Source organism: Bacteroides sp. AF34-31BH (assembly GCF_003602795.1).
GTDB lineage: Bacteria > Bacteroidota > Bacteroidia > Bacteroidales > Bacteroidaceae > Bacteroides > Bacteroides uniformis.
The window spans coordinates 47,204-69,949 of sequence record NZ_QTLV01000013.1 but is presented as its reverse complement, the minus strand read 5'-3'; the positions used below and the strand labels follow the sequence as shown (position 1 = coordinate 69,949).

Annotated in this window: 19 protein-coding genes and 1 pseudogene; 9 read left to right on the top strand and 11 right to left on the bottom strand. The window is 48.8% G+C overall.

All coding sequences use genetic code 11. The features are described 5' to 3' along the window. Nucleotides 1-80: 80 nt before the first annotated feature. The gene (gene dusB / locus DWZ67_RS16965; protein WP_005830947.1) at nt 81-1,061 is read right to left on the bottom strand and encodes a tRNA dihydrouridine synthase DusB; all 981 of its coding nucleotides are present in this window, start codon (nt 1,059-1,061) and stop codon (nt 81-83) included. Nucleotides 1,062-1,130: 69 nt separating this feature from the next. Here dusB and DWZ67_RS16960 point away from each other — a divergent pair, with 69 nt between their 5' ends. The 3 genes from DWZ67_RS16960 to dprA are packed head-to-tail and all read left to right on the top strand — an operon-like array spanning nt 1,131 to nt 4,001. Then, entirely contained in the window at nt 1,131-2,423 is a 1,293-nt protein-coding gene (locus DWZ67_RS16960; protein WP_005830944.1) for a peptidase U32 family protein, read from the top strand. 31 nt (nt 2,424-2,454) lie between these two features. Beyond that, nucleotides 2,455-2,871 (top strand): acyl-CoA thioesterase, encoded by a 417-nt coding sequence (locus tag DWZ67_RS16955; RefSeq protein ID WP_044468320.1) that lies wholly within the window; start codon nt 2,455-2,457, stop codon nt 2,869-2,871. 11 nt (nt 2,872-2,882) lie between these two features. After that, complete coding sequence (gene dprA, locus DWZ67_RS16950; RefSeq protein WP_057088802.1) at nt 2,883-4,001, top strand: DNA-processing protein DprA; 1,119 nt, start codon at nt 2,883-2,885, stop codon at nt 3,999-4,001. Between the two features lie 19 nt (nt 4,002-4,020). On the opposite strand, the gene DWZ67_RS16945 is transcribed toward dprA, so the two are convergent. Beyond that, a complete protein-coding gene (locus tag DWZ67_RS16945; protein ID WP_087333178.1) occupies nt 4,021-4,824 on the bottom strand; it encodes a glycerophosphodiester phosphodiesterase in 804 nt (267 codons plus the stop codon). Nucleotides 4,825-5,360: 536 nt separating this feature from the next. Here DWZ67_RS16945 and DWZ67_RS16940 point away from each other — a divergent pair. The 4 genes and pseudogenes from DWZ67_RS16940 to DWZ67_RS16925 form a co-directional block, all read left to right on the top strand. Beyond that, nucleotides 5,361-5,876, top strand: a pseudogene (locus DWZ67_RS16940) (DUF3575 domain-containing protein); the annotation flags it as partial. 56 nt (nt 5,877-5,932) lie between these two features. Further along, nucleotides 5,933-6,856, top strand: coding sequence for a DUF5119 domain-containing protein (locus DWZ67_RS16935; RefSeq protein ID WP_120139383.1), 924 nt, complete (start codon nt 5,933-5,935; stop codon nt 6,854-6,856). Nucleotides 6,857-6,901: 45 nt separating this feature from the next. Further along, on the top strand, nt 6,902-7,870 hold the full coding sequence (locus DWZ67_RS16930) for a fimbrillin family protein (RefSeq protein WP_005830928.1): 969 nt from the start codon (nt 6,902-6,904) through the stop codon (nt 7,868-7,870). 148 nt (nt 7,871-8,018) lie between these two features. Beyond that, nucleotides 8,019-8,882 (top strand): helix-turn-helix domain-containing protein, encoded by an 864-nt coding sequence (locus DWZ67_RS16925; RefSeq protein WP_117703902.1) that lies wholly within the window; start codon nt 8,019-8,021, stop codon nt 8,880-8,882. Nucleotides 8,883-9,020: 138 nt separating this feature from the next. Here DWZ67_RS16925 and DWZ67_RS16920 read toward each other — a convergent pair whose 3' ends face one another. The 4 genes from DWZ67_RS16920 to DWZ67_RS16905 all read right to left on the bottom strand — a co-directional run bounded on the left by DWZ67_RS16920 (nt 9,021) and on the right by DWZ67_RS16905 (nt 13,556). After that, the gene (locus DWZ67_RS16920) at nt 9,021-9,776 is read right to left on the bottom strand and encodes a succinate dehydrogenase/fumarate reductase iron-sulfur subunit (protein WP_005830925.1); all 756 of its coding nucleotides are present in this window, start codon (nt 9,774-9,776) and stop codon (nt 9,021-9,023) included. Between the two features lie 33 nt (nt 9,777-9,809). Then, entirely contained in the window at nt 9,810-11,756 is a 1,947-nt protein-coding gene (locus tag DWZ67_RS16915; RefSeq protein WP_005830924.1) for a fumarate reductase/succinate dehydrogenase flavoprotein subunit, read from the bottom strand. A gap of 36 nt (nt 11,757-11,792) precedes the next feature. Next, nucleotides 11,793-12,491 (bottom strand): succinate dehydrogenase/fumarate reductase cytochrome b subunit, encoded by a 699-nt coding sequence (locus DWZ67_RS16910; RefSeq protein WP_005830923.1) that lies wholly within the window; start codon nt 12,489-12,491, stop codon nt 11,793-11,795. Between the two features lie 162 nt (nt 12,492-12,653). Next, the gene (locus DWZ67_RS16905) at nt 12,654-13,556 is read right to left on the bottom strand and encodes a helix-turn-helix domain-containing protein (protein ID WP_022400963.1); all 903 of its coding nucleotides are present in this window, start codon (nt 13,554-13,556) and stop codon (nt 12,654-12,656) included. Nucleotides 13,557-13,661: 105 nt separating this feature from the next. Here DWZ67_RS16905 and DWZ67_RS16900 point away from each other — a divergent pair, with 105 nt between their 5' ends. Further along, on the top strand, nt 13,662-14,264 hold the full coding sequence (locus DWZ67_RS16900; protein ID WP_005830921.1) for a phosphatase PAP2 family protein: 603 nt from the start codon (nt 13,662-13,664) through the stop codon (nt 14,262-14,264). 82 nt (nt 14,265-14,346) lie between these two features. Here the strand turns inward: DWZ67_RS16900 and DWZ67_RS16895 are convergent, their stop codons facing one another. From DWZ67_RS16895 to DWZ67_RS16875, 5 genes are all read right to left on the bottom strand, one after another. After that, complete coding sequence (locus tag DWZ67_RS16895; protein WP_034529349.1) at nt 14,347-15,960, bottom strand: S41 family peptidase; 1,614 nt, start codon at nt 15,958-15,960, stop codon at nt 14,347-14,349. A gap of 31 nt (nt 15,961-15,991) precedes the next feature. Then, nucleotides 15,992-16,450, bottom strand: a complete 459-nt coding sequence (gene coaD, locus DWZ67_RS16890) for a pantetheine-phosphate adenylyltransferase (RefSeq protein WP_005830918.1) — start codon at nt 16,448-16,450, stop codon at nt 15,992-15,994. Continuing rightward, nucleotides 16,447-18,381, bottom strand: a complete 1,935-nt coding sequence (locus DWZ67_RS16885; RefSeq protein WP_373123983.1) for a DNA topoisomerase IV subunit B — start codon at nt 18,379-18,381, stop codon at nt 16,447-16,449. The genes coaD and DWZ67_RS16885 overlap by 4 nt, the downstream gene beginning before the upstream one ends. A 117-nt stretch (nt 18,382-18,498) precedes the next feature. Further along, nucleotides 18,499-19,635, bottom strand: a complete 1,137-nt coding sequence (locus tag DWZ67_RS16880; protein WP_120139382.1) for an N-acetyltransferase — start codon at nt 19,633-19,635, stop codon at nt 18,499-18,501. 150 nt (nt 19,636-19,785) lie between these two features. After that, on the bottom strand, nt 19,786-20,766 hold the full coding sequence (locus DWZ67_RS16875) for a calcium/sodium antiporter (RefSeq protein WP_120139405.1): 981 nt from the start codon (nt 20,764-20,766) through the stop codon (nt 19,786-19,788). A 168-nt stretch (nt 20,767-20,934) separates the two neighbouring features. Between DWZ67_RS16875 and DWZ67_RS16870 the strand changes: the two genes are divergently transcribed. After that, the gene (locus DWZ67_RS16870; protein ID WP_117887734.1) at nt 20,935-22,740 is read left to right on the top strand and encodes a mechanosensitive ion channel family protein; all 1,806 of its coding nucleotides are present in this window, start codon (nt 20,935-20,937) and stop codon (nt 22,738-22,740) included. Nucleotides 22,741-22,746 lie beyond the last annotated feature (6 nt).

The following is a 22,746-nucleotide window of genomic DNA, read 5'->3' as shown; positions in this document are numbered from 1 at the left end:
TCAGAAGCTATTCAAGAAGGGGCGTGAGGATGATTGCTCAAGTATCGGACTCGATGGTAAAAATCGTATGCGGTTTTCTCCTATGGCAGCAACGGTTCTATCTCTTCGAAGATGCGGTACAGTTCCTCCTTCGTCTCTGCCCGCAGCATGGCTATCCGGGTGTCGCGGAAATTGGGAATCCCTTTGAAGAGCGGGCTTGCTGCCAGGTGGCGGCGCACGTGCAGTATGCCCCGTCGTTCATCCAGCAGGTTGACGCTGTCTTCCACTTCCTGGCGGAGTACGTTCAGCCGCCATTCGGAACTCGGCGGAGGGAGTTCTTCGCCCGTCTCCAAATAATGCTTCACTTCCTTAAAGAACCACGGGCGGCCGAAGCTGGCACGGCCTATCATGATGGCGTCCACACCGTAGAGGTCGAAGCATTCTTTGGCCCGTTGGGGAGTGGTGATATCACCGTTGCCGATGATGGGAATGTGCATGCGTGGGTTCTTTTTCACCTCGCCGATAAGTGTCCAGTCCGCCTCGCCGGTATACATCTGGGCGCGGGTACGGCCGTGGATGGTGAGGGCGGCAATGCCGCAGTCCTGCAACTGCTCGGCAAGGTCTACGATGATTTTACTGTTGGCATCCCAGCCCAGGCGGGTCTTCACGGTGACGGGAATCTTCACGGCATCTACCACGGCACGGGTGATTTCCAGCATCAGCGGAATGTTCTGTAGCATACCGGCACCGGCACCCTTGCCGGCAACGCGCTTCACGGGGCAGCCGAAGTTGATGTCCAGCGTGTCCGGATGTGCCTGCTCCACAATGCGGGCGGCTTCTACCATGGTGGCGGTGTCCCGTCCGTATATCTGTATGGCTACGGGCCGCTCTTCATCGCTGATGTTCAGTTTCTGCTGGGTCTTGCCTACGGAGCGTATCAAGGCATCGGCAGAAACGAACTCGGTATATACCATGTCTGCTCCGAAGTGCTTGCACATCAGGCGGAAAGCAGGGTCGGTGACGTCCTCCATCGGGGCGAGGAATACGGGGCGTGGGCCCAGGTCTATATCTTTAATCTTCATAATCTAAGCGGATTTGTCCGCAAAAGTACAGAAAAAAGCCTACCTTTGCATACTCTAATTCAAAAAGAAATGATGAAACACTCAATCAGTGACTTCGAAATCATGGCACCGGTAGGCTCGCGCGAATCTCTCGCAGCAGCCATACAAGCAGGTGCCGACTCCATCTATTTCGGTATCGAGAACCTGAACATGCGTGCCCGTTCGGCAAATACCTTCACTATCGACGATTTGCGGGAAATAGCCCGGACGTGCGACGAACATGGCATGAAGAGCTACCTCACCGTCAATACCATTATATACGACCATGACATTCCGCTGATGCGTACCATTGTAGATGCGGCAAAGGCGGCAGGCATCTCGGCAGTCATTGCCGCTGATGTGGCAGTGATGAGCTATGCCCGGCAGATAGGGCAGGAGGTACACCTCAGCACACAGCTCAACATCAGCAACGTGGAAGCCCTGCGCTTCTATGCGCAGTTTGCCGATGTGGTGGTGCTGGCGCGTGAGCTGAATTTGGAGCAGGTGGCAGAAATCTACCGACATATCCGTGAGGAGAATATCTGCGGTCCCAGTGGAGAGCAGATACGTATAGAGATGTTCTGCCACGGTGCGCTTTGCATGGCAGTCAGCGGAAAGTGTTATCTCTCATTGCATGAAATGAACCACTCCGCCAACCGCGGTGCCTGCATGCAGGTATGCCGCCGTAGTTATACGGTGCGCGACAAGGAGACGGATGTGGAATTGGAGGTGGACAACCAATACATCATGTCCCCCAAAGACTTAAAAACTATCCACTTCATGAACAAGATGCTGGATGCAGGTGTTCGTGTTTTCAAAATAGAAGGACGTGCCCGCGGACCCGAGTACGTGCGCACGGTAGTGGAGTGTTACAAAGAAGCCATCCGTTCCTATCTGGACGATACATTCACCGATGAGAAAATTGCCCGGTGGGACGAACGTTTGAAGACGGTCTTCAATCGTGGTTTCTGGGACGGCTACTACCTGGGACAACGCTTGGGCGAATGGACCAAGAACTACGGCTCTGCCGCTACGGAACGTAAAATCTATGTGGGTAAGGGCATCCGCTACTTCTCAAACATCGGTGTGGCAGAGTTCCTGGTAGAAGCAGCCGAAGTGAGCGTAGGCGACAAGTTGCTGATTACGGGTCCCACAACGGGTGCCGAATTCGTCACTTTGGACGAGGCACGCGTCGATTTGAAACCCGTGCAGACTGTAAAGAAAGGCCAGCATTTCTCGATGAAATCGGTGAAAATACGTCCCAGTGACAAACTCTACAAGCTGGTCAGCGTAGAGGAACTGAAGAAGTTCAAAGGCTTGGATGTGGAGAAACAACGTGGCTAAGTATCAAATAGTAAATAGTCCAATAGTAAATATGAATTATATCTATGAACTTCCCATGAAGGTGCGCGACTATGAATGCGACCTGCAAGGCATCGTCAATAATGCCAATTATCAGCATTATCTGGAGCATACGCGCCATGAGTTTCTGTTGAGTGCCGGCGTCAGCTTTGCCGGACTGCACGAGCAGGGGGTAGACCCGGTAGTGGCACGTATCAATATGGCTTTCAAGACTCCCCTGAGGAGTGGTGACGAGTTTGTCTCCAAGCTTTATATGAAGAAGGAAGGCATCAAGTACGTCTTCTATCAAGACATCTTCCGTGCTTCCGACGGTAAGGTCTGCCTCAAGGGCGTGGTCGAGACCGTGTGTGTAGTCAATGGCCGGTTGAGCGACAGCGAACTGTTCGACCGCCTTTTTGCCCCTTATCTCAACCCGGGTAAGTCCGTGTAATCTTTGGTGGAATGAACAGTGACGAACGGATTTGCAGTATAGCTCTCACACTTTGCCCCGGTATAGGACATATCGGGGCAAAGCGTTTAATAGAGGGTACGGGCAGTGCTGCCGAAGTATTCAGTCGGCGGAAGGAGCTCCCCGAAATCATGCCCGGTGTGAATCCGGGGGTAGTGACGGCCCTTGATTGTCCCGCTGCCTTTCTGCGTGCCGAGCAGGAGATGGAGTTTGTAGAGAAGAACCGCCTTTCCTGCCTGACGTTGAAGGATGAGGCTTACCCTTCCCGCTTGCGTGAATGTGAGGACGCACCGATTGTACTTTTCTTTAAAGGAAACACCGATTTCAACCGCCTGCATGTCGTCGATATGGTAGGTACACGCCGTGCCACCGATTACGGCAAGCAATTCTGTGCCGACTTCCTGCGCGATTTGGCCGTTCTTTGTCCCGATGTGCTGGTAGTAAGCGGACTGGCTTACGGGATAGATATCCATGCCCATCGGGCCGCTTTGGCAAATCATCTCCCTACCGTTGCTGTCCTTGCTCACGGACTGGACCGCATCTATCCGTATGTACACCGGAAAACAGCCATCGACATGCTGGCACAAGGCGGACTGTTGACCGAATTCCTTACCGGGACGAATCCGGACAAGCATAATTTCGTCAGCCGCAACCGTATTGTGGCGGGTATGAGTGATGCTACCATTGTGGTGGAATCTGCCGCAAAGGGAGGTTCCCTTATCACTGCAGAGTTGGCAGAGGGATATCATCGTGACTGTTTTGCTGTTCCGGGGCGTGTTACGGACGAATCTTCCATCGGTTGCAACCGGTTGATACGCGACAACAAGGCCGCCCTTATCCAAAATGCGGAAGAGTTTGTGCAGATTATGGGCTGGGCCGTAGCGGAGCAGCCTGCCCGGACAGAAGGTATTCAGCGTAATCTTTTCCCGGAACTGACGGAAGAGGAGGAGCTTGTTGTACGCATCCTTATGCGGCAGGGAGACCTCCATATCAATGCGATGGTGGTGGAAGCGGATATACCCGTCAACCGGATGAGTGCCTTGCTTTTTGAATTGGAGATGAAAGGAGTGGTCAAGGCAATGGTGGGCGGTGTCTATCATTTGCTGACTTGAGCGCGGCAGGTCTCTTGCCTTATATGGACGGTTGCCCGTATTTCATGATGAACTTTTCCGGATGGTCCGTCGCTATGATGTCTACCCCCAGGTCGACCGCCTTCTGGTTCTCTTCCGTCTTGTCGTCCAGCCCCAGGACAAGTGCCAGTACCTGCAGGTTGTGCTCACGGCATTTCTTTACGAATTGCGGGGTAAGGGAGTCAATCCAGACGACAGCGATGTCGGGATGCAGTTCCTTTACGACATGCTCTATGTCTTTTTCACTTTTGATGTAGGCTTGCAGGGTTCTTACCTCGGGTGCCATCTTTCTGAAGCATTTGGCATGATACTCCTTGCTGAAGGTGAAGTTGCAGTTTTCCAGCATGCCTTCGTCCTTTATCAGATTCAGTAATTGGTGCAGACCGCCGTTGCGGTAGTCGATGGTGATTCTTAAACCGTGCTCTTTGGCCTTGCGTAGCAGGTCGGTAAGACGTAGTACCCGTTGTCCGGCAAATCGGGGCGCAAACCAAGAGCCGGCATCCAGTGTGTCGATGTCGGCGGACAGCCATTGGGAGATGGCGCCGGTACCGTTGGTGGTACGGTCGAGGGTGGAATCGTGCAGTACGTAGAAGACACTGTCCTTACTGATGCAGACATCGCATTCTATATTGCCTACACCGTATTTGATGCACGAATCTACGGATGCCATTGTGTTTTCGGGAGCGATGGTGGCGGCACCACGGTGTGCGCTGGTTAGGGGTATCTTGGTGGTGGCAGCAGGCCGTTGGGAACATCCTGCGGTAAGTAGGATTATGGAAAGCAATGCGAGTACCGGTTTTTTCATAATGGGCTCAAGTGGTGATGTTTTCTTCTTTAACAGTTATAAAAGCCATCGAAGATAGCTATTTTTTGTCATTCGGAGAAACGTATGGGCATAAAAAAAGGAGTACCGCTGTACTCCAACCTTTGTTAACCTTAAATCTAATACTATGAAAAAAATCACATTACAAATGTAAGGTTCCCGTTGTTATCTTCCAAATTTCAGAATGTTCCTGCTACTTCTTTTGTATTTCTTTCACTGAATTTTACTGTTTTCGCACACGGATTGACTTTTTGAGAGAGAAGAATCTATTCACAGCGTCCCGGATAAGGCAGAAGTTGCAAATCTGTTTCAATCGTTTCACAGAACCTTTCAGCCTTTGAAAAGAGTGATGGAAAGTGATTTTTATTCGGTAATTATCTTCTACTTTTGTTTGTATACAACGCGAAATTATGGGAAAACGCATTTTTATATATGTCTTTTGGCTACTCCTTTTTTGCATGATGTCGGGGCAGGTAATAGGGCAGAATAAGTCGGTAGAATCCCATAGCCATACTTGTAAAACGGTGCTGGCGTTAAAAAATAATTTGCTTTACGACCTGGCCTTGGCTCCGAACATAGAAGTGGAGCTGCCATTGGGAAAGAGGTGGTCTTTGAATGTTGAGTACAAATGCCCTTGGTGGTCTGACAGCGGATGTAATTTCTGCTATCAGCTCCTTTCGGGAGGGACAGAGGCGCGTTACTGGTTGGGAAACCGCCATACGCGCGGAAGATTGTCCGGACACTTCCTGGGAGCATATGCCGAAGGAGGTACCTATGATTTTCAGTTGAAAAAGGAGAAGGGATACCGGGGGAAGTATTACGCAGCTGCAGGAATAACTTATGGATACGTGCGTCCACTGGCTCGGCATCTGGCGATTGAATTCAGTGTGGGCATTGGATACTTGGATACGGAGTACAGGAAATATACTTCTTATGGAAATGACTTGGTTTGGGTCAGCAGTGGAAAGTATCACTTTATCGGGCCGACAAAAGCAAAAATTTCTTTGGTATGGCTTCTAACGTCGGGGAGATGAGTGGTATGAAAGATGCACGGCATATGATTCTCTGACTGTTCTTCGGACTGTTGCCAATGCTGGGAAGCTGTGACTTCCGCGATATGCTGGATGATTATCCCGTTAGCGGAGTACAGATTAAACTGGATTGGAAAGGGGTGACGGATAAGCTGCCGCAGACCATGCGGATTATCTTCTATCCGAAAGATACTCAGGGGAGAAAGGTTGAAAGTTATCTGCCTGCCGGAGGGGGTGAGGTGAAGGTACCGCCGGGGAAGTATGCGGTGGTGGCCTATAACTTCAATACGGAGAGTATACAGATACGGGGCGACGAGAGTTATGAGACGATTGAGGCTTTTACGGGACACTGTACGGGGCTGGATGTACACGAAGATATGGTTTGGTCGCCCGACCCTTTGTATGTGGTGGCTTTGGACGAGGTGGAAATAAGGCAGAGTGATGTGGCGCTTCCGTTGGACTGGAAGCCGGAAGCGGTAGTGGACCATTATTCCTTTGATATAAAGGTGGAAGGATGGGATAGAATATCGAGCATCATCTGCCATGTGGACGGCTTGAACGGAAGTTACTTTATAGGCAACCGTGCTTGCCATTTGAGCGAGGTACCTATATGTGTGGATACAAAGCGTGAAAACGGGCTTTTATGGGGGTATTTCTCCAGTTTTGTATTACTGAAAGATACCAAGACCCGTGCGGATAGTCCTATGTTGCTGACACTGAAGATTGTGAAACGAGATAAAACGGTTCAAGAGGTGAAGGTGGATATCACGGAAGTGATTGAAACAGCTCCTCCCTCGGGAGGAGGCGAAGAAGAACCTGATGTGGGCGTTCCTGGGTCGGAAATCCATATCGAGGTTCCCGTACCGGAGGACAAGGTTGTGGTGGATGATTTGGAACCGGGAACCGATGAAGGAGATGGAGGGATTGGTGGCGATGTGGATGATTGGGATGATGAGACGGATGTGGAGCTACCGGTGAATTGATAGCAAACAGACAAATAAATATATTAACTTTAATAACAGACAATTATGAAGAAGGTTTTATTTTTGGCTTTGGCTGCAGCAGCAGTAATGAGTTGCTCGGAAAGTGAGGAGATAGAGAATGCCGGACAAAAGGCAGAGATTAAATTGGGAACAGTAGTGGGTAACACTACGAGAGCCACAGTGACTGATTTGCCGGAATTGCAGAAGGTAGGGTTCACTGTGTATGCTTATAATACGGGAGCGACAGCAATGGCCTCCGTTGCGACTTTTGATGCGATGAAGGAATTCATGACAGATGTTAAAGTAACCTATAGTGCTCCCAACTGGAGTTTGACTGGGGGAACATATTATTGGCCAATGACGGATAACTTGCAGTTCTTTGCTTACGGGAATCCGGGTACCGGAGCCTTGACGTACAATCAACCGGCTGCTGGTGCTATATATCCTTCCATTACTTATACGGTAGCAGATGTAGCTGCCCAAACGGACTTGGTAGCCGCGAAAGTGACGGATGCAACCAAGGCATCAAATGCCAGTGGGGTATCTTTGAAATTCGGCCATATACTGACCCAAATAAATTTCACTGTCAAGGCAGCCGACGCTTTGACTTATAAACTGAAAACACTTACAATATCCGGCGTGCACAATAAGGGAACTTATGGTTTTGATGATTCAACATGGAAGTCACAAGAAGGAACAGCCACTTATGCGCATACGATTGCCGGCAGTGCATTGGAAGTGAATACAACGGGTGTGGAAATGAATGCAGCCTGGATGTTGATGCCCCAGACGTTGGATACGAATGCCAAAATCAATGTTGTCTATGACATCTATGAGAAAGACGTTCTTCTTGATACTGTAACTTCCGCCATTGACTTGAATGATACACAAGCCTGGGGTGAAGGCAAAAAGATACGTTATACGCTGACGCTGGCCAATAAGGCGGCAAAAGTAACCTTTGTACCTGAAGTTGGTCCATGGAGTACGGCTGATGATACGAACGTGGAAAAATAAAACGGCACTGTCCGCAATAAAAAACTGAATTACTTCTATTTTATTCATTCCCCGAAACTTCTTTATGAAAGTTTTCGGGGAATGTTTCTTTTATGAGTATTATTTATCTATTTTTGTCACTGCAACAAACAAACAAATCTACTTGCCGATGCCCAACTCTTCTGCTTGCAGAGGTAAAAAACAATGCGCTCAATGTCCCAAGGCTGTGGACAATGCAATAATATATGCTTCCCACCTCAGAGGATTCCATCTGCCGGCGCGAAAGTGTGAGGAAAATATTATAATTTTCCTGCTGAAAGGAGAAGTGCTTGTCAACAGTAAGGAGTATGCGGGAACTGTGTTGCATGCAGGTGAGTTCATCCTTCAAGCTATTGGTTCCAAGTACGAAATACTTGCCATGACGGATGTGGAATGCGTTTGTTACCGGTTCAGTAAGCCTGAATTCTTCTGTGAGGACCGGTATAACCATATTATGAAAGAGGTTACCCCTCCATTGATATTCTATCCTTTGACCATTACTCCCGAGTTGCAGCTCTTTCTGGAAAGTTCCAAGGCCTATTTGTCCGAGGAGAAGATTTGCCGGGAAATGCTTTGTTTCAAAAGGAAAGAACTTGCTTTCATTCTTGGAAATTACTACTCCGACTATGAGCTTTCCATGCTGATACATTCTCTTGCCCAGTATACTAATTCCTTTCACTACTTTGTCTTGCAGAATCATGCCAAAGTCAAGACGGTAGAGGAACTTGCCCAGTTGGGAGGATATACAGTAGCTACTTTCCGGCGTATATTCAATTCTGTTTTTCATCAACCGGTGTACGAGTGGATGATGGAACGGAGGAAGGAAAGCGTGGTTTATGAACTTCGTTATACGGATGCTTCTATATCAGAGATTTGCTATAAATATGGCTTTGAATCGCTGCCTCATTTTTCCAATTTCTGCAAAAAGAATTTCGGGGCTTCTCCCCGTAGCTTGCGTGCCGGCAATTTATCTGAAGTAAACGGCATGTCATAAAAAAACTCCTCCGGCGGTTTCCCGGCAGAGGAGTCTCTTGTGATATTAATCAAATATAGTGAAAGCTGAGTGATAAATCTGAGCTTGCTCAAAAGGTTTATCCGAAGCGCATCCTATATTATTTGCAGAAAGACCGGATTAGTCTTTCAGTTTCGCAATGATAAAGTCGCGGTTCAGGCGAGCAATGTTGCTGATGGAAACATTCTTCGGGCATTCAGCTTCGCACGCACGAGTGTTTGTACAGTTACCGAAACCGAGTTCGTCCATCTTGCTCAACATAGCCTTGGCACGGCGCAATGCTTCCGGTTTGCCTTGGGGCAACAGGTTCAGCTGGCTCACCTTGGCAGAAACGAACAGCATAGCAGAACCGTTCTTACAAGCAGCCACACAAGCACCACAACCGATACAGCTGGCAGCATCCATAGCCTCGTCAGCGATGGGCTTCGGAATCAGGATAGCGTTGGCATCCTGGGGAGCACCGGTACGTACGCTGACGTAGCCGCCTGCCTGCATAATCTTGTCGTAGGCCGTACGGTCGACCATCAAGTCCTTGATAACCGGGAAACCGGCAGAGCGCCACGGTTCAACAGTGATGGTATCGCCGTCGTTGAAACGACGCATATAAATCTGGCAAGTCGTAGCGCCGGTTGCAGGACCGTGGGGGTGTCCGTTGATGTAGAGCGAACACATACCGCAGATACCTTCGCGGCAGTCGTGGTCGAATACAACCGGTTCTTTACCTTCAGAAATCAGCTGTTCGTTCAAGATATCCAGCATTTCGAGGAATGAAGTATCGCCCGGGATATCTTTCATTTGGTATGTTTCAAAAGCGCCTTTTGCTTTCGGACCCTTCTGGCGCCATACCTTGAGCGTAAATGATATATTTTTATCCATTTTCTTTAATTCTTTAAATGTTCAACTTCCCGATTAGCTCTTGTAGTTACGAGTCTGTACCTTGATTGCTTCGTAAACCAGCGGCTCTTTCAGCAATACCGGTTCCTTTTCGTCAGAACCCTGATATTCCCAGCAAGCCACGTAGAAGTAGTTTTCATCGTCACGCTTGGCTTCGCCTTCTTCAGTCTGATATTCTTCACGGAAGTGACCGCCGCAGCTTTCGTTACGGTTCAGTGCATCGTAAGCAACCAGCTCGCCCATAGTGATGAAGTCGTACAGACGGATAGCCTTGTCGAGTTCTACATTCATACCTTCCTTGTCGCCTGGGATGAACAGTTCTTTCTCGAACTCCTTGCGGACTTCTTTCAGCTTCTTCAGACCTTCCTTCAAGCCTTCGGCCGTACGTCCCATACCTACATATTCCCACATAATGTGGCCCAGTTCCTTGTGGATAGAGTCTACAGACTTCTTACCCTTGATGTTCATCATCCAGTCAATCTTCTCCTGAACGGCCTTTTCTGCAGCTGCAAATTCGGGCAGGTCGGTAGAGAAACGGGGAACTGTAATCTGGTCGGCCAGATAGTTCTGGATAGTGTAAGGCAATACGAAGTAACCATCGGCCAGACCTTGCATCAGGGCGGAAGCACCGAGGCGGTTTGCACCGTGGTCGGAGAAGTTACATTCACCGATGGCGAACAGTCCCTTGATGGAGGTCATCAGTTCGTAGTCAACCCAGATACCACCCATGGTATAGTGGATAGCCGGATAAATCATCATCGGGTTTTCGTATGGGCTGACATCAGTGATTTCTTCATACATATCGAAGAGGTTGCCGTAACGTTGTGCAACGACATCTTTACCCAGACGGTTGATAGCTTCGGAGAAGTCAAGGAATACGGCAAGACCGGTGTTGTTTACGCCGAAGCCCTTGTCGCAGCGTTCTTTGGCAGCGCGGCTGGCAACGTCACGCGGAACGAGGTTACCGAATGCCGGATAACGGCGTTCCAGGTAGTAGTCGCGGTCTTCCTCGGGAATATCTTTTCCTTGCAGTGTACCTTCCTGCAGTTTCTTGGCATCTTCCAGCTTCTTCGGAACCCAGATACGACCATCGTTACGCAGAGATTCGGACATCAAAGTCAGCTTAGACTGCTTGTCACCGTGAACCGGGATACAAGTGGGGTGAATCTGTACGTAAGCAGGGTTGGCAAACCAGGCACCTTTACGGTAGCAAGCCATTGCTGCAGAGCAGTTACATGCCATTGCATTGGTAGAAAGGAAGTAGGCATTGCCGTAACCACCGGTAGCGATTACCACAGCGTGGGCGGCAAAACGTTCCAATTTACCGGTAACGAGGTTCTTTGCAATGATACCGCGGGCACGTCCGTCAATGAGGACAACGTCTTCCATTTCGTAGCGGGTATACAGTTTCACAGTGCCTACGTTCACCTGGCGGCTCAATGCAGAGTATGCACCCAGCAACAGCTGCTGTCCGGTCTGACCCTTGGCATAGAAAGTACGGGATACCTGAGCACCACCGAAAGAACGGTTGTCCAGTGTACCGCCGTATTCGCGGGCGAAAGGAACACCTTGTGCAACGCATTGGTCGATAATATTGTTGGATACTTCAGCCAGACGGTAAACGTTGGCTTCGCGGGCACGGTAGTCGCCACCCTTTACTGTATCGTAGAACAGACGGTATACAGAGTCACCGTCGTTTTGGTAATTCTTAGCAGCATTGATACCACCTTGTGCAGCGATGGAGTGTGCACGGCGCGGAGAGTCCTGGATGCAGAAGTTGAATACTCTGAAACCCATTTCGCCCAGAGAGGCGGCAGCACTGGCACCGGCAAGTCCGGTTCCTACTACGATGATGTCCAGACGACGTTTGTTGGCAGGGTTTACTAATTTTTGGTGAGCCTTATAATTGGTCCATTTCTCAGCCACCGGTCCTTCCGGTATTTTAGAATCTATCTTAGTCATAATGCAATTTACAATTTAGTCATTTACAATTTGAATTTAGCAAGCGCCGCACAATGATTTTGCAAAGAATACGACAACTACCAGAGCGAAGCAGAGGACAACGATAGTAGAATAGATGTTGGAGATACATTTCCAACGGTTAATCCATACTTTGTTGTTCCAGCCCAAAGACTGCATGGAGCTCCAGAAACCGTGAGTGAGGTGGAACCACAATGCGCCCAGCCAAACAAGGTAAAGCACTACGAATACCGGATTGCTGAAGGTGTTTTGAATGTGATAGACACCGTTGGCTGCATATGCCAGCGTGAGGGTGTCAGCATGCATGCCCATGTTGTGCATCAACTCGGGAAGCTGCATTTTAGCCCAGAAGTTTACCAGGTGCAGGCCCAAACCCACGATTACGATGATACCCAGTACGAGCATGTTTTGAGAAGCCCATTCCACAGTCTTGGGCTTTTCCGTAACGGCATAGCGTTCGCTACCACGTGCCTTACGGTTCTGCATAGTCAGCCAGAAAGCGTAGATGATGTGGATGATGAATAAGGCAGCCAGACCTACCGTAGCCACCAATGCGTACCAGTTTGCTCCCAGGAACTCACAAACCATGTTGTAGCCATTAGCCGAGACTAATGCAACCAGGTTCATCGCCATGTGAAATGTCAGAAACAGGACAAGGGCGATACCGGTAACGCTCATCACCACTTTCCTTCCTACAGATGAATTACTTAACCACATAAATGATTGAATTTAAGTTATTTAATAGTTTGAAAATTTGTTCTATCAGGATACTTCTGTAAATGTTTCGCAAAAATAGGAGAAATCCAGCGATAAAGCAAGCGATTAAAGAAATAATTCCGTAATCCGGCAGAATGCGAAGTTTACGGACAAGTAAAAGGTTTACTCGTCCTCCTGGTCTTTGCCTTGCTCTTTGCAGATAATGGAAATCTTTTCTCCGTTTGCTGAACGTTTTCTCAGGGCGCGGGGCGTGTCTCCGAAAGAGTCTTTGCAGAAGTGGGCAAAGTGGGATAGGGAATCAAAGCCATAGCGGGCGCTGATGACTGAAATGCGTTGTTTGGTGTATTGCAGGTCGTTCAGAATTCCTTCACGTTTCTTGTCCAGAATCCATTCATAGACCGGGACCCCATACATATTTTTAAACAGACGGCGGAATGTGGTGGTGGTATATCCGCCGAGGTGGGCAAACTCTTCCACATTCTTCACCTTGTCGTAGTTCTGCATGACGAAATATTGGAAGCTTTCCGTATAAGTGCTGATGGGGTAGAAGAATGTACTGATTTGGTGTAGCGGATAGTAGCATGTCAATATGTATACCAATTCCTGGCATTTCATTTCAATGTATTTGCTGCACGCATAGGGTTGCTCGTTGAGGTAGCAGGCAAGGCTTTTCAGGAGCCCTTCGAGCATGGAAATCGCGGTAAGCGGGGTATAAGTCAAGGGGGCTTCCGAGCGTTTCAGTATCTCCTTGTAGCGCTCTTCGCAAATCAGAGGAAGCTCGGTGAACCAATAGACAATATATTCCACTTCGGTCAAAGCCAGGAGTTCTACTTTGGAGCCGATGGCTTGCAAGATGAGCTGGCGGCTTTGGAGAGTGGTGCCCGGATATTCGTCACTGTTTACAAGTAATTCACCTTTCAGCATAAATATCATGCTGTTCTGTGTGCACTTTTCAGCAGAGAAATGTTGTCCCTTGGGGTAGTGGCGGTAAACCAATACTCCTTCTGATTTTTGGGGACATACCATACAATCAATCTGTCGGTTGCAGCAAGTTTCCAGTCTCATGAAATGATTAGCGAATTATTATAAATGTGGCAACAAAGATAGAATTTTTTTGTGAAAACTCTATCTATTTGTCCTATCTTTGCGTCAAACTAATATAAAGGACTTATGAAAAAGGCTATTTTTTTTGTATATTTTATCTGCCTTGTTGTATCCGGTCTTTCGGCACAGAATTGGGATATTAACACTTTGCACCGGGTTAACAGTTGGGATGGCAAGTTTGTCCGTAACTATAATAAGATAATTTCACGTTCGGAGCCCTATGTTGCTGTCGGTGTTCCGGTGGCGATGGCGGTTGCCGCTTGGATAAAACATGATAAGGGTTTGCTGAAAGATGCGGTCTACGTAGGTACAAGTGTAGCGGGGGCTTTTGTTGTGACTTATGGAATGAAATATCTGGTGGACCGTGAGCGTCCTTATGATAAATATCCCGACAGAGTGCATGCATATAGCCATGAAGGCAGCCCGTCTTTTCCTTCTGGACATACGGCGACGGCTTTTGCCCTTGCCACCTCGCTCAGTGTAAAGTATCCTAAATGGTATGTGATAGCTCCGTCTGCCCTGTGGGCTTGTTCCGTGGGAGTTTCCCGTATGAACGAGGGAGTGCATTATCCGTCAGATGTGTTGGCGGGGGCTGCAATCGGTGCTGGATGTGCTGTGGTCAACATCTACGTCAACAAGTGGCTGAATAAGTGGCTGTTCGGAGAATGATTTTAGGCGCGAATTACGCGGAATACGCGGAGTTAGATAAACTAAATCCGCATAATCCGCGCCTAAGTTTGTTTCAAGTCGGCTATTGGATAATAGTGCTGTAGATGCCTTCGTTCAGCACTTTTAGAGCTTGCTGCACGCTCTGGTTCGTGCTGTTCATCACCTGGAAGTATTCGTTCATGTCCCATAGGTCACGGGCTATCAAGGCTTTAAGTTGTGTCTTGATGAGCGGTAGGGATTGGTTGTACTGTTTCTCGTCAAACTTGATTTTCTCTTTGTCGGCAAGCGTACGTATTTCGGCAAGGAAGTTATCGTCTATCTCGAACTTCTCGTTGAAGGCTTCGAATTTCTTGTATTTGTTCTGCAACTCCTTCCGGTGCTTCTCGATGTAGCCGGTAGTGGCTTTGATAACCACGCCTTTGGCTACGAGGTTGCGGTGATAGTCTGTGTACTGGGTAGTGTCGATGGGGACGAAGAAGTCGGGCATGATACCTCCACCTCCGTAAACGGTACGTCCCATACGCTTGGTCTGTGCTTTCAGGGAGTCGGCAAAATGGATACTGTCCGCATGAATCATTTCTCCATGATTGAAGCGGTCTATCAGTTCCTGGTTATACTTATCCTGACTGTTCTCGCCGGTTAGGCGGCCGTCGAGGTTGGCGGTGCTGTCGTAAGGCTTCTGGATACAACGGCCCGAAGGAGTATAGTAGCGGGCGATAGTGAGGCGAATCATGGAACCGTCCGGCAGGTCGATAGGACGCTGTACTAATCCCTTGCCGAAGGTGCGGCGTCCTACTACCACGCCTCTGTCCCAGTCCTGGATGGCTCCGGTCACGATTTCACTGGCAGAAGCGGAGTACTCGTCCACCAATATGATGAGACGGCCGTTCTTGAAGTTGCCCGTACCTTTGGCAAAGAAATCACTGCGGCGTGCGGCTCTTCCTTCGGTGTAGACGATGAGTTCTTTTTGCTTCAGAAATTCGTTGGCAAGGTCGATGGCGGCATTCAGATACCCTCCTCCATTTCCTTGCAGGTCGAGGATGAGGTCTTTCATTCCTTTCTTTTGCAGGCTTTTCAGGGCTTCTGCAAACTCTTCGGCGGTGGTTGCCCCGAAGCGGTTGATACGGATATAGCCGGTTTTGGGTTGTATCATGTAAGATGCGTCCAGGCTGAGGATGGGAATTTTGTCACGCTTCACGGTGAAGTACAGCTGGTCGTCCACGCCACGGCGCACAATGGTGAGTTTCACTTCCGAGTCTTTCGGTCCGCGCAGGCGGCTCATAATATCTTCCGTGCTCATTTTTACTCCGGCAATGGCGCTGTCATTGACGGCTACGATACGGTCGCCGGCAAGGATGCCCACCTTCTCGGAAGGTCCGTTGCTCACGGGTTGTATCACAAGCAGGGTATCTTCTATCATCTGAAACTGTACGCCGATGCCCTCGAAATTGCCTTGCAACGGCTCGTTCATCTTCTTCACTTCTTCGGCGTTGTTGTAGGTGGAGTGCGGGTCGAGTTGTGCCAGCATCTTGATGATGGCTTCTTCCACCAGCTTGTCTTCATCCACCTTGTCCACATAAAGGTTGGTGATGGCAAACTCTGCCATTTGCAGTTTGCGCAGGGCTTCATTGTTCGGCTTTTGCGCTTGCGCCGTCACCGCGCATATACATATTATAATAGTAAATAGTTTTTTCATCATTTCCATTTTAATCCCTAATCCTTTATCCTTAATCCCTAATCTCCATTCCCTCCGGTATGAACATGCTTATGTCCTTGCCGTATTGCAGCAGTTCGCGCACGGTGGTGGAACTGACGCAGGTAAGTTCTGGCTCGGTGAAGAGCAGGATGGTTTCTATGCCGGTCAGTTTGCGGTTGATGTCGGCAATGGTTTCCTCGTATTCGAAATCCTTCACGGTGCGTATGCCGCGTATTATCAGACTGGCATCTACCTGCCGGGCAAAGTCGATAGTCAGGCAGTCATAGGACTGCACAATGATGCGCGGCTCGTTCCGGTAGTAGTCTCGTATCATTTGTTCGCGCTTTTCCAAGGGGAAATACGTATTCTTATTTTCATTGATGCCGATGCCTATGACGATTTCGTCTATAAAAGTCAGTGCACGGCTCACTACCGAAGAGTGTCCGATAGTAAACGGGTCGAATGTTCCCGGAAAGATAGCTCTTCTCATGATGCCAAATCTTCTTCTATAACCAAGTTGTTGATAATAAAGTTTTGTCGTTCCATGGTATTCTTACCCATGTAGAATTCCAGCAGCTCTTTTACGAGGTCTGTCTTGCGCAGGGACACTTGTTCCAGACGCATATCCTTGCCGATAAAATGCTTGAACTCGTCGGGCGAGATTTCTCCCAGACCTTTGAATCGGGTGATTTCGGGGTTGGGACCCAGTTCTTCAATGGCTTTCACACGTTCCTCCTCTGTATAGCAATAACTTGTCTTCTTTTTGTTGCGCACGCGGAAGAGAGGGGTTTGCAGGATATATACATGCCCTTTCTTTATCAGGTCGGGGAAGAATTGCAGGAAGAAGGTGATGATGAGCAGGCGGATGTGCATGCCGTCCACATCGGCATCGGTAGCTACGATGACTTTGTTGTAGCGCAGTGTCTCTATGCCGTCTTCTATATTCAAGGCTGCTTGAAGCAAGTTGAATTCTTCGTTTTCATAAACTACTTTCTTGGTGAGTCCGTAGGAATTTAGCGGTTTACCACGCAGGCTGAATACTGCTTGGGTATTCACGTCGCGGCTCTTGGTGATGGAACCGCTGGCAGAGTCTCCCTCGGTAATGAAGATGCAGGATTCGGTTTCCTGGTCTTTGCCTTTACCGTCACTCAAGTGGTAGCGGCAGTCGCGCAGCTTGCGGTTGTGCAGGTTGGCTTTCTTGGCGCGTTCGCGTGCCAGCTTGGTGACGCCGGCAATGGCTTTGCGCTCTTTCTCGGAGTCTTGTATCTTTTGCAGCATCACTTCGGCCACAAGCGGGTTCTTGTGGAGGTAGTTGTCCACTTCCGTCTTGATGAAGTCTCCTACGTATTTGTTCACCGTGGGGCCGGCGGGCTTGTGTTCCTGCGGCGCGGCAGGCCACATGTTGTTGCTGCCCAGTTTCGTTTTGGTCTGGCTCTCGAACATGGGTTCCTCCACGTCGATGGCAATGGCGGCTACCAGTCCGTTGCGGATGTCGGCATATTCCTGGTTCTTGTTGTAGAACTCCTTGATGGTACGGGCAATGTGTTCCTTCAAGGCAGTCTGGTGTGTGCCGCCTTGGGTGGTGTGTTGCCCGTTGACAAAGGAGTAGTACTCTTCGCCGTATTGGTTGGTGTGTGTGAAGGCAATCTCGATGTCCTCTCCTTTTAGGTGGATGATGTCGTAAAGGCCTTCGCTGGTCATGTTGTCTTTCAGCAAGTCCTCCAGCCCGTGGCGGGAAATGATGCGCTGGCCGTTGTAAATGAAGGTGAGGCCCGTATTCAGGTAGGTGTAGTTGCGCAACAGGGTTTCTACGAACTGGTTCTGGAAGGAATAGTTCAGGAAGAGTGTGGCGTCCGGTTCGAAGAAGATATAGGTTCCGCTTTCTTCTGTCGAGTCTTCGGTCACATCACTCAACAGCGTTCCTTTCTCGAAGATGGCGGTACGTACTTTGCCGTCGCGGTAACTGCGTACCTCGAAACGGCTACTCAGCGCATTGACCGCCTTGATGCCCACGCCGTTCAGTCCGACACTTTTCTTGAAAGCCTTTGAATCATATTTACCCCCGGTATTCAGTTTGCTGACCGCCTCTACCAGTTTGCCTTGCGGAATGCCTCGTCCATAGTCGCGTACGCTGACACGCAGACTGTCTTCTATAGTCACTTCTATACGCTTTCCGGCACCCATCTTGAACTCGTCGATGCTGTTGTCCATCACTTCTTTCAGCAACACATAGATGCCGTCATCGTTCTGTGAGCCGTCGCCCAGACGGCCTATGTACATACCGGAACGGACACGGATATGCTCCATGTCGTCCAGGTGGCGGATGTTGTCGTCGGTATATTCCACGCTGGAAACGGGGCTCTCTGTGATATTGTTGTCTGCTTCTTCCAGCGGCAGGGTCATATTGTTGTTATCTTCCATAAGTACGTTATTCCTTCATATTGCGCATTGCGACAAAGGTAATGAGAAATTCGGGGGTTCGCAAAAAAATAATGTCTTTTATGGACTTCTGACAAGCTTATATTCTGGATTTAGAACTTATTTTATTCCTTTCACAAAGCATCTTCTCCGTTTATGCTGTTCCGTCTTGAAGTACTCCCACTGCGCTTGCACCTTGCCGTTCAGCTCCAGCTCCGGATTACTCTCGGCATACTCGAAACCAAGTTGCTGATAGACGGGGATAAGGTCGGAGAACAACAATGCATTTACCCCCTTGTTCTGATACTCCGGTTTCACGGCAACCAGCAGCAAATCGAGCATCTTGGGATATTTCTTCAAGAAGATGGTCTTGGCCAGGTGATACCAACCCATAGGAAGCAGGCGCCCGTGGGCTTTTTGCAACGCTTCGGCGAGTGACGGCATGGAAATGCCTACGGCAAGCAGCTGGTCATCGGCATCGGTAATCAATGTCACCATGCGTAGGTCGAGGATGGGCAGGTACATCTTGACGTATTGGTCAATCTGCCGTTGGCTCAGTGCAGAATAGCCATAGAGTGGCTGATAGGCTTCGTTCATCAGTTCGAAGATGGCCTGACCGTAGTCTTGGGCAATCTTCTTGGCAGATGTGTATTTCTTTACCTTGAGGTTATACTTGCGCTGGATGAGGTCGGAGATGCGCTTGTGCTTGTCGGGTATGGCGTCGGGAATGTAGATTTTGTATTCCACCCAATCGGCATCCTTCTCAAAGCCCATGCGTTCCAGATGTTGCGGATAGTAGGGATAGTTATAAATGGTGGCCATGGTGCTGAACTGGTCGAATCCTTCGATGAGCATACCTTCGGCATCGAAATCTGTGAATCCCAGCGGGCCTTGTATATGTGTCATTCCCCGTTCTTTTCCCCATTCTTCCACGGTGCGAATCAGGGCATCGGAGACTTCCGCATCATCGATGAAGTCTATCCAGCCGAAGCGGACTTCCTTTTTGTTCCAGGTTTGGTTTGCCTTGTGGTTGATGATGGCAGCTACACGTCCTACGATTTTACCTTCCCGATAAGCCAGGAAATAGTCGGCTTCACAAAATTCGAATGCAGCGTTTTTCTTCTTGTTGAAGGTGTTGAGCATGTCATCGAAAAGGTCGGGGACGGAATAAGGGTTGTTTTTGTATAGCAGGTAGTTGAAACGGATAAAGCGCTCCAGTTCCCGTCTTGTGGTTACTTTCTTGATTGTAATTGCCATAGTTGTTCAATATTGAGACCACAAAGGTAATGCAAACTGAGAGCAGAACAAAATAAGCTTGCTTATTTTTTATGCCGAGGTACAGCTTGCCTTATTTAAAAATACGTGATAATCTTTAAAATACCGCGTAGGGTGTTTGTAAATTTGCTGTTAGAGGTTGTATATCAGTACCGCTGTGTAGGCAATGTAGCAGAGAATCAGAATGCTTCCTTCCACCCGGGTGATGATGCGTTTCCCGAAAAAGATACCGAACAGCCAAAGCAGGATGCTGGACCCTACGAGTACCCACAAATCGAAATTGGTGATGCCCGTCAGACGCAGTGGAGTGATGGAGGCCGAACAACCCAGTACGAAGAATATATTGAAGAGATTACTTCCGATGACGTTTCCGATGGCTATTTCGGGGTTTTTCTTCAAGGCGGCTACGATGGAGGTGGCGAGTTCGGGTAATGAAGTGCCGCCTGCTACGAGCGTGAGACCGATGATGGATTCGCTGACACCCAATCCGCGGGCTATGCCGCTGGCACCGTCTACAAAGAAATTACCTCCGATGATGAGGCCGGCAAGTCCGCCGAGAATGTATAGGGCGGACTTCCACGCGGGTAACAGCCTGATTTCGTCTTCTTCCTGTAAGTGCTCCTTTTCCGGTTCCTTCATACTTCCATCCCTTTTTGCAATGGCAAAAGTATAACTCAGGAAAATGGTAAAGAAGCATAGCAGCAATAGGCCGTCGGTGATGCTGAGTATGTTCTCCCCACTGCTGTCCAGTAAGACGTCGTTGGCACAAATCAGCAGGGCGAAGGATGAAAGGATGCAAAGGGGTATTTCGCGTTTCAGTGTGTTACGGGTAATGGCTATCGGGGCAAAAAGGGCCGTACAACCCACAATCATCAGGGTATTGAACGTATTGCTTCCCACCACATTGCCAATGGCAATGTCTGCACTGCCTTTGAGAGCAGAGGATATGCTGACGGTGAGTTCCGGTGCGGAAGTGCCGAAGGCAACAATGGTAAGCCCGATGACGATGGACGGTATATGGAAACGTTTGGCAACGGATGCGGCACCGTCTGTCAAGCCATTGGCACCCAGAAGAATGAGGAGCAGTCCTCCGACAAGAAACAATATATTCATAGGTATGTCAATTTTGAGTACAAAGATAGTGCAAACCGGATACAGAACTTTCATGTTTGCATGAAAAAGTTATGTCGATTAGGGTAGGAAGTTAAAAACATTCCGTATGTTTGAAGCATTTATTGGGTATATTTGCATAATTAAAGAATCAAATCAAGAAGTTTATATATGAAGGTTATCCGTGCTTTCTGTCTTTGTTGGCTGTTGATGCTGGCGGACGGAGTGTCAGCTCAGTTGGTAGATAAAGTGCTCAGTGTTTTAGGTGAGGATAGTGTGGGGAGTGTCACAGTGGCAAGGACTGACTCCGATTCGATTCAGTTGTCGCTTGTCCGGCAGGAGTTGGAAACAGCCCGGCTGAATGAGGCGAACCTGCGGATGGAAATGGAGCAGATGAAGTTGGCGGGCTATGCGGCCGATTCGGTGAAGCTGGCATTGCAGAAACAACGCATTGATTCGTTGCGGACGGTGACACCGGGTATTCCGGTGGTGGTGGAGAAGGACACTTTGTTCTATCTGTATGCCAAGCGTGGAGGGCATACGCCCCAACAGCGAGCCAAAGATGTAAGCAACGTCATCGAAGCATTGGGTACGCGTTTCAATCTGCGTCCGGACTCTGTTTATTTAGAGAGTACGGATATTGTTACAGACTTGATGTATGGCGAAAAGGTCATCATTTCCTTTACCGATCAGGATGCTTTGTGGGAAAACTGTACCCGCGACCAGCTGGCCGCCAGCAAGAGGCATGTCGTGGTGGACAAACTGAAAGCCATGCAGAAGGAGCATAGCTTGTGGCAGTTGGGTAAGCGTATCTTGTACTTTATCCTGGTGCTTATGGGACAGTTCTTCTTGTTCAAGTTTACCAACTGGCTGTTCAGAAAACTCAAACTACGCATTCAGAAGCTGAAGGATACCAAGCTGAAACCGATTTCCATTCAGGATTATGAATTGTTGGACACGCAGAAGCAGGTCAACCTGCTGGTGTTTGTTGCCAACCTGGTGCGCTATGTGGTCATGTTGTTGCAGTTGCTGCTGACGGTTCCACTGTTATTCTCCATTTTCCCTCAGACCAAGAGTTTGGCTTATACATTATTCTCCTACATCTGGAATCCTATAAAGGTTATTCTGAATGGAATAACCGACTATATACCCAATCTGTTCACAATCTTTGTGATATGCTATGCGGTGAAGTATCTGGTCAGACTGGTGCGTTATCTTGCCAATGAGGTGCAGGCTGAACGGCTGAAGATAAACGGCTTCTATCCGGATTGGGCCATTCCTACCTATCATATTGTGCGCTTCTTGCTTTATGCGTTTATGATTGCCATGATTTACCCTTATCTGCCGGGTTCCAAGTCGGGAGTCTTCCAGGGAATCTCCGTGTTTGTCGGCTTGATTGTTTCGCTCGGTTCCAGTACGGTTATCGGCAATATCATTGCAGGACTGGTCATAACCTACATGCGGCCTTTCAAGCTGGGTGACCGCATCAAGCTGAATGACACTACTGGCAACATCATTGAGAAAACACCGCTCGTCACCCGCATCCGTACTCCGAAGAATGAGGTGGTGACCATTCCGAACTCTTTCATCATGTCTTCCCATACGGTCAATTACAGCCAGTCTGCCCGTGAGTATGGATTGATTATCCATTCGGAGGTCAGTATTGGCTACGATGTTCCGTGGCGGAAGACACATCAGCTGTTGATAGAGGCTGCATTGAATACTCCTGGAGTGATAGATGATCCCCGTCCGTTTGTATTGGAGACTTCCCTTCAGGATTATTATCCGGTTTATCAAGTGAATGCCTATATTAGGGATGCCAACAGCCTTAGCCAGATTTACTCTGATTTGCATCAGAATATCCAGGATGCCTTCAACGAAGCAGGCATCGAAATCATGTCTCCTCACTACATAGCTACGCGTGACGGCAGTGAGACGACCATACCCAAGGATGACTTACGGGAGAAAAAGCAGTAAGGGAGC

Excerpts from the sequence above, each read along its gene's own strand:
- dusB (WP_005830947.1), bottom strand. The coding sequence starts at position 1,061 with ATGAAGATTAAAGATATAGACCTGGGCCCACGCCCCGTATTCCTCGCC.
- DWZ67_RS16960 (WP_005830944.1), top strand. The coding sequence starts at position 1,131 with ATGATGAAACACTCAATCAGTGACTTCGAAATCATGGCACCGGTAGGC.
- DWZ67_RS16955 (WP_044468320.1), top strand. The coding sequence starts at position 2,455 with ATGAATTATATCTATGAACTTCCCATGAAGGTGCGCGACTATGAATGC.
- dprA (WP_057088802.1), top strand. The coding sequence starts at position 2,883 with ATGAACAGTGACGAACGGATTTGCAGTATAGCTCTCACACTTTGCCCC.
- DWZ67_RS16945 (WP_087333178.1), bottom strand. The coding sequence starts at position 4,824 with ATGAAAAAACCGGTACTCGCATTGCTTTCCATAATCCTACTTACCGCA.
- DWZ67_RS16935 (WP_120139383.1), top strand. The coding sequence starts at position 5,933 with ATGCTGGGAAGCTGTGACTTCCGCGATATGCTGGATGATTATCCCGTT.
- DWZ67_RS16930 (WP_005830928.1), top strand. The coding sequence starts at position 6,902 with ATGAAGAAGGTTTTATTTTTGGCTTTGGCTGCAGCAGCAGTAATGAGT.
- DWZ67_RS16925 (WP_117703902.1), top strand. The coding sequence starts at position 8,019 with ATGCCCAACTCTTCTGCTTGCAGAGGTAAAAAACAATGCGCTCAATGT.
- DWZ67_RS16920 (WP_005830925.1), bottom strand. The coding sequence starts at position 9,776 with ATGGATAAAAATATATCATTTACGCTCAAGGTATGGCGCCAGAAGGGT.
- DWZ67_RS16915 (WP_005830924.1), bottom strand. The coding sequence starts at position 11,756 with ATGACTAAGATAGATTCTAAAATACCGGAAGGACCGGTGGCTGAGAAA.
- DWZ67_RS16910 (WP_005830923.1), bottom strand. The coding sequence starts at position 12,491 with ATGTGGTTAAGTAATTCATCTGTAGGAAGGAAAGTGGTGATGAGCGTT.
- DWZ67_RS16905 (WP_022400963.1), bottom strand. The coding sequence starts at position 13,556 with ATGAGACTGGAAACTTGCTGCAACCGACAGATTGATTGTATGGTATGT.
- DWZ67_RS16900 (WP_005830921.1), top strand. The coding sequence starts at position 13,662 with ATGAAAAAGGCTATTTTTTTTGTATATTTTATCTGCCTTGTTGTATCC.
- DWZ67_RS16895 (WP_034529349.1), bottom strand. The coding sequence starts at position 15,960 with ATGAAAAAACTATTTACTATTATAATATGTATATGCGCGGTGACGGCG.
- coaD (WP_005830918.1), bottom strand. The coding sequence starts at position 16,450 with ATGAGAAGAGCTATCTTTCCGGGAACATTCGACCCGTTTACTATCGGA.
- DWZ67_RS16885 (WP_373123983.1), bottom strand. The coding sequence starts at position 18,381 with ATGGAAGATAACAACAATATGACCCTGCCGCTGGAAGAAGCAGACAAC.
- DWZ67_RS16880 (WP_120139382.1), bottom strand. The coding sequence starts at position 19,635 with ATGGCAATTACAATCAAGAAAGTAACCACAAGACGGGAACTGGAGCGC.
- DWZ67_RS16875 (WP_120139405.1), bottom strand. The coding sequence starts at position 20,766 with ATGAATATATTGTTTCTTGTCGGAGGACTGCTCCTCATTCTTCTGGGT.
- DWZ67_RS16870 (WP_117887734.1), top strand. The coding sequence starts at position 20,935 with ATGAAGGTTATCCGTGCTTTCTGTCTTTGTTGGCTGTTGATGCTGGCG.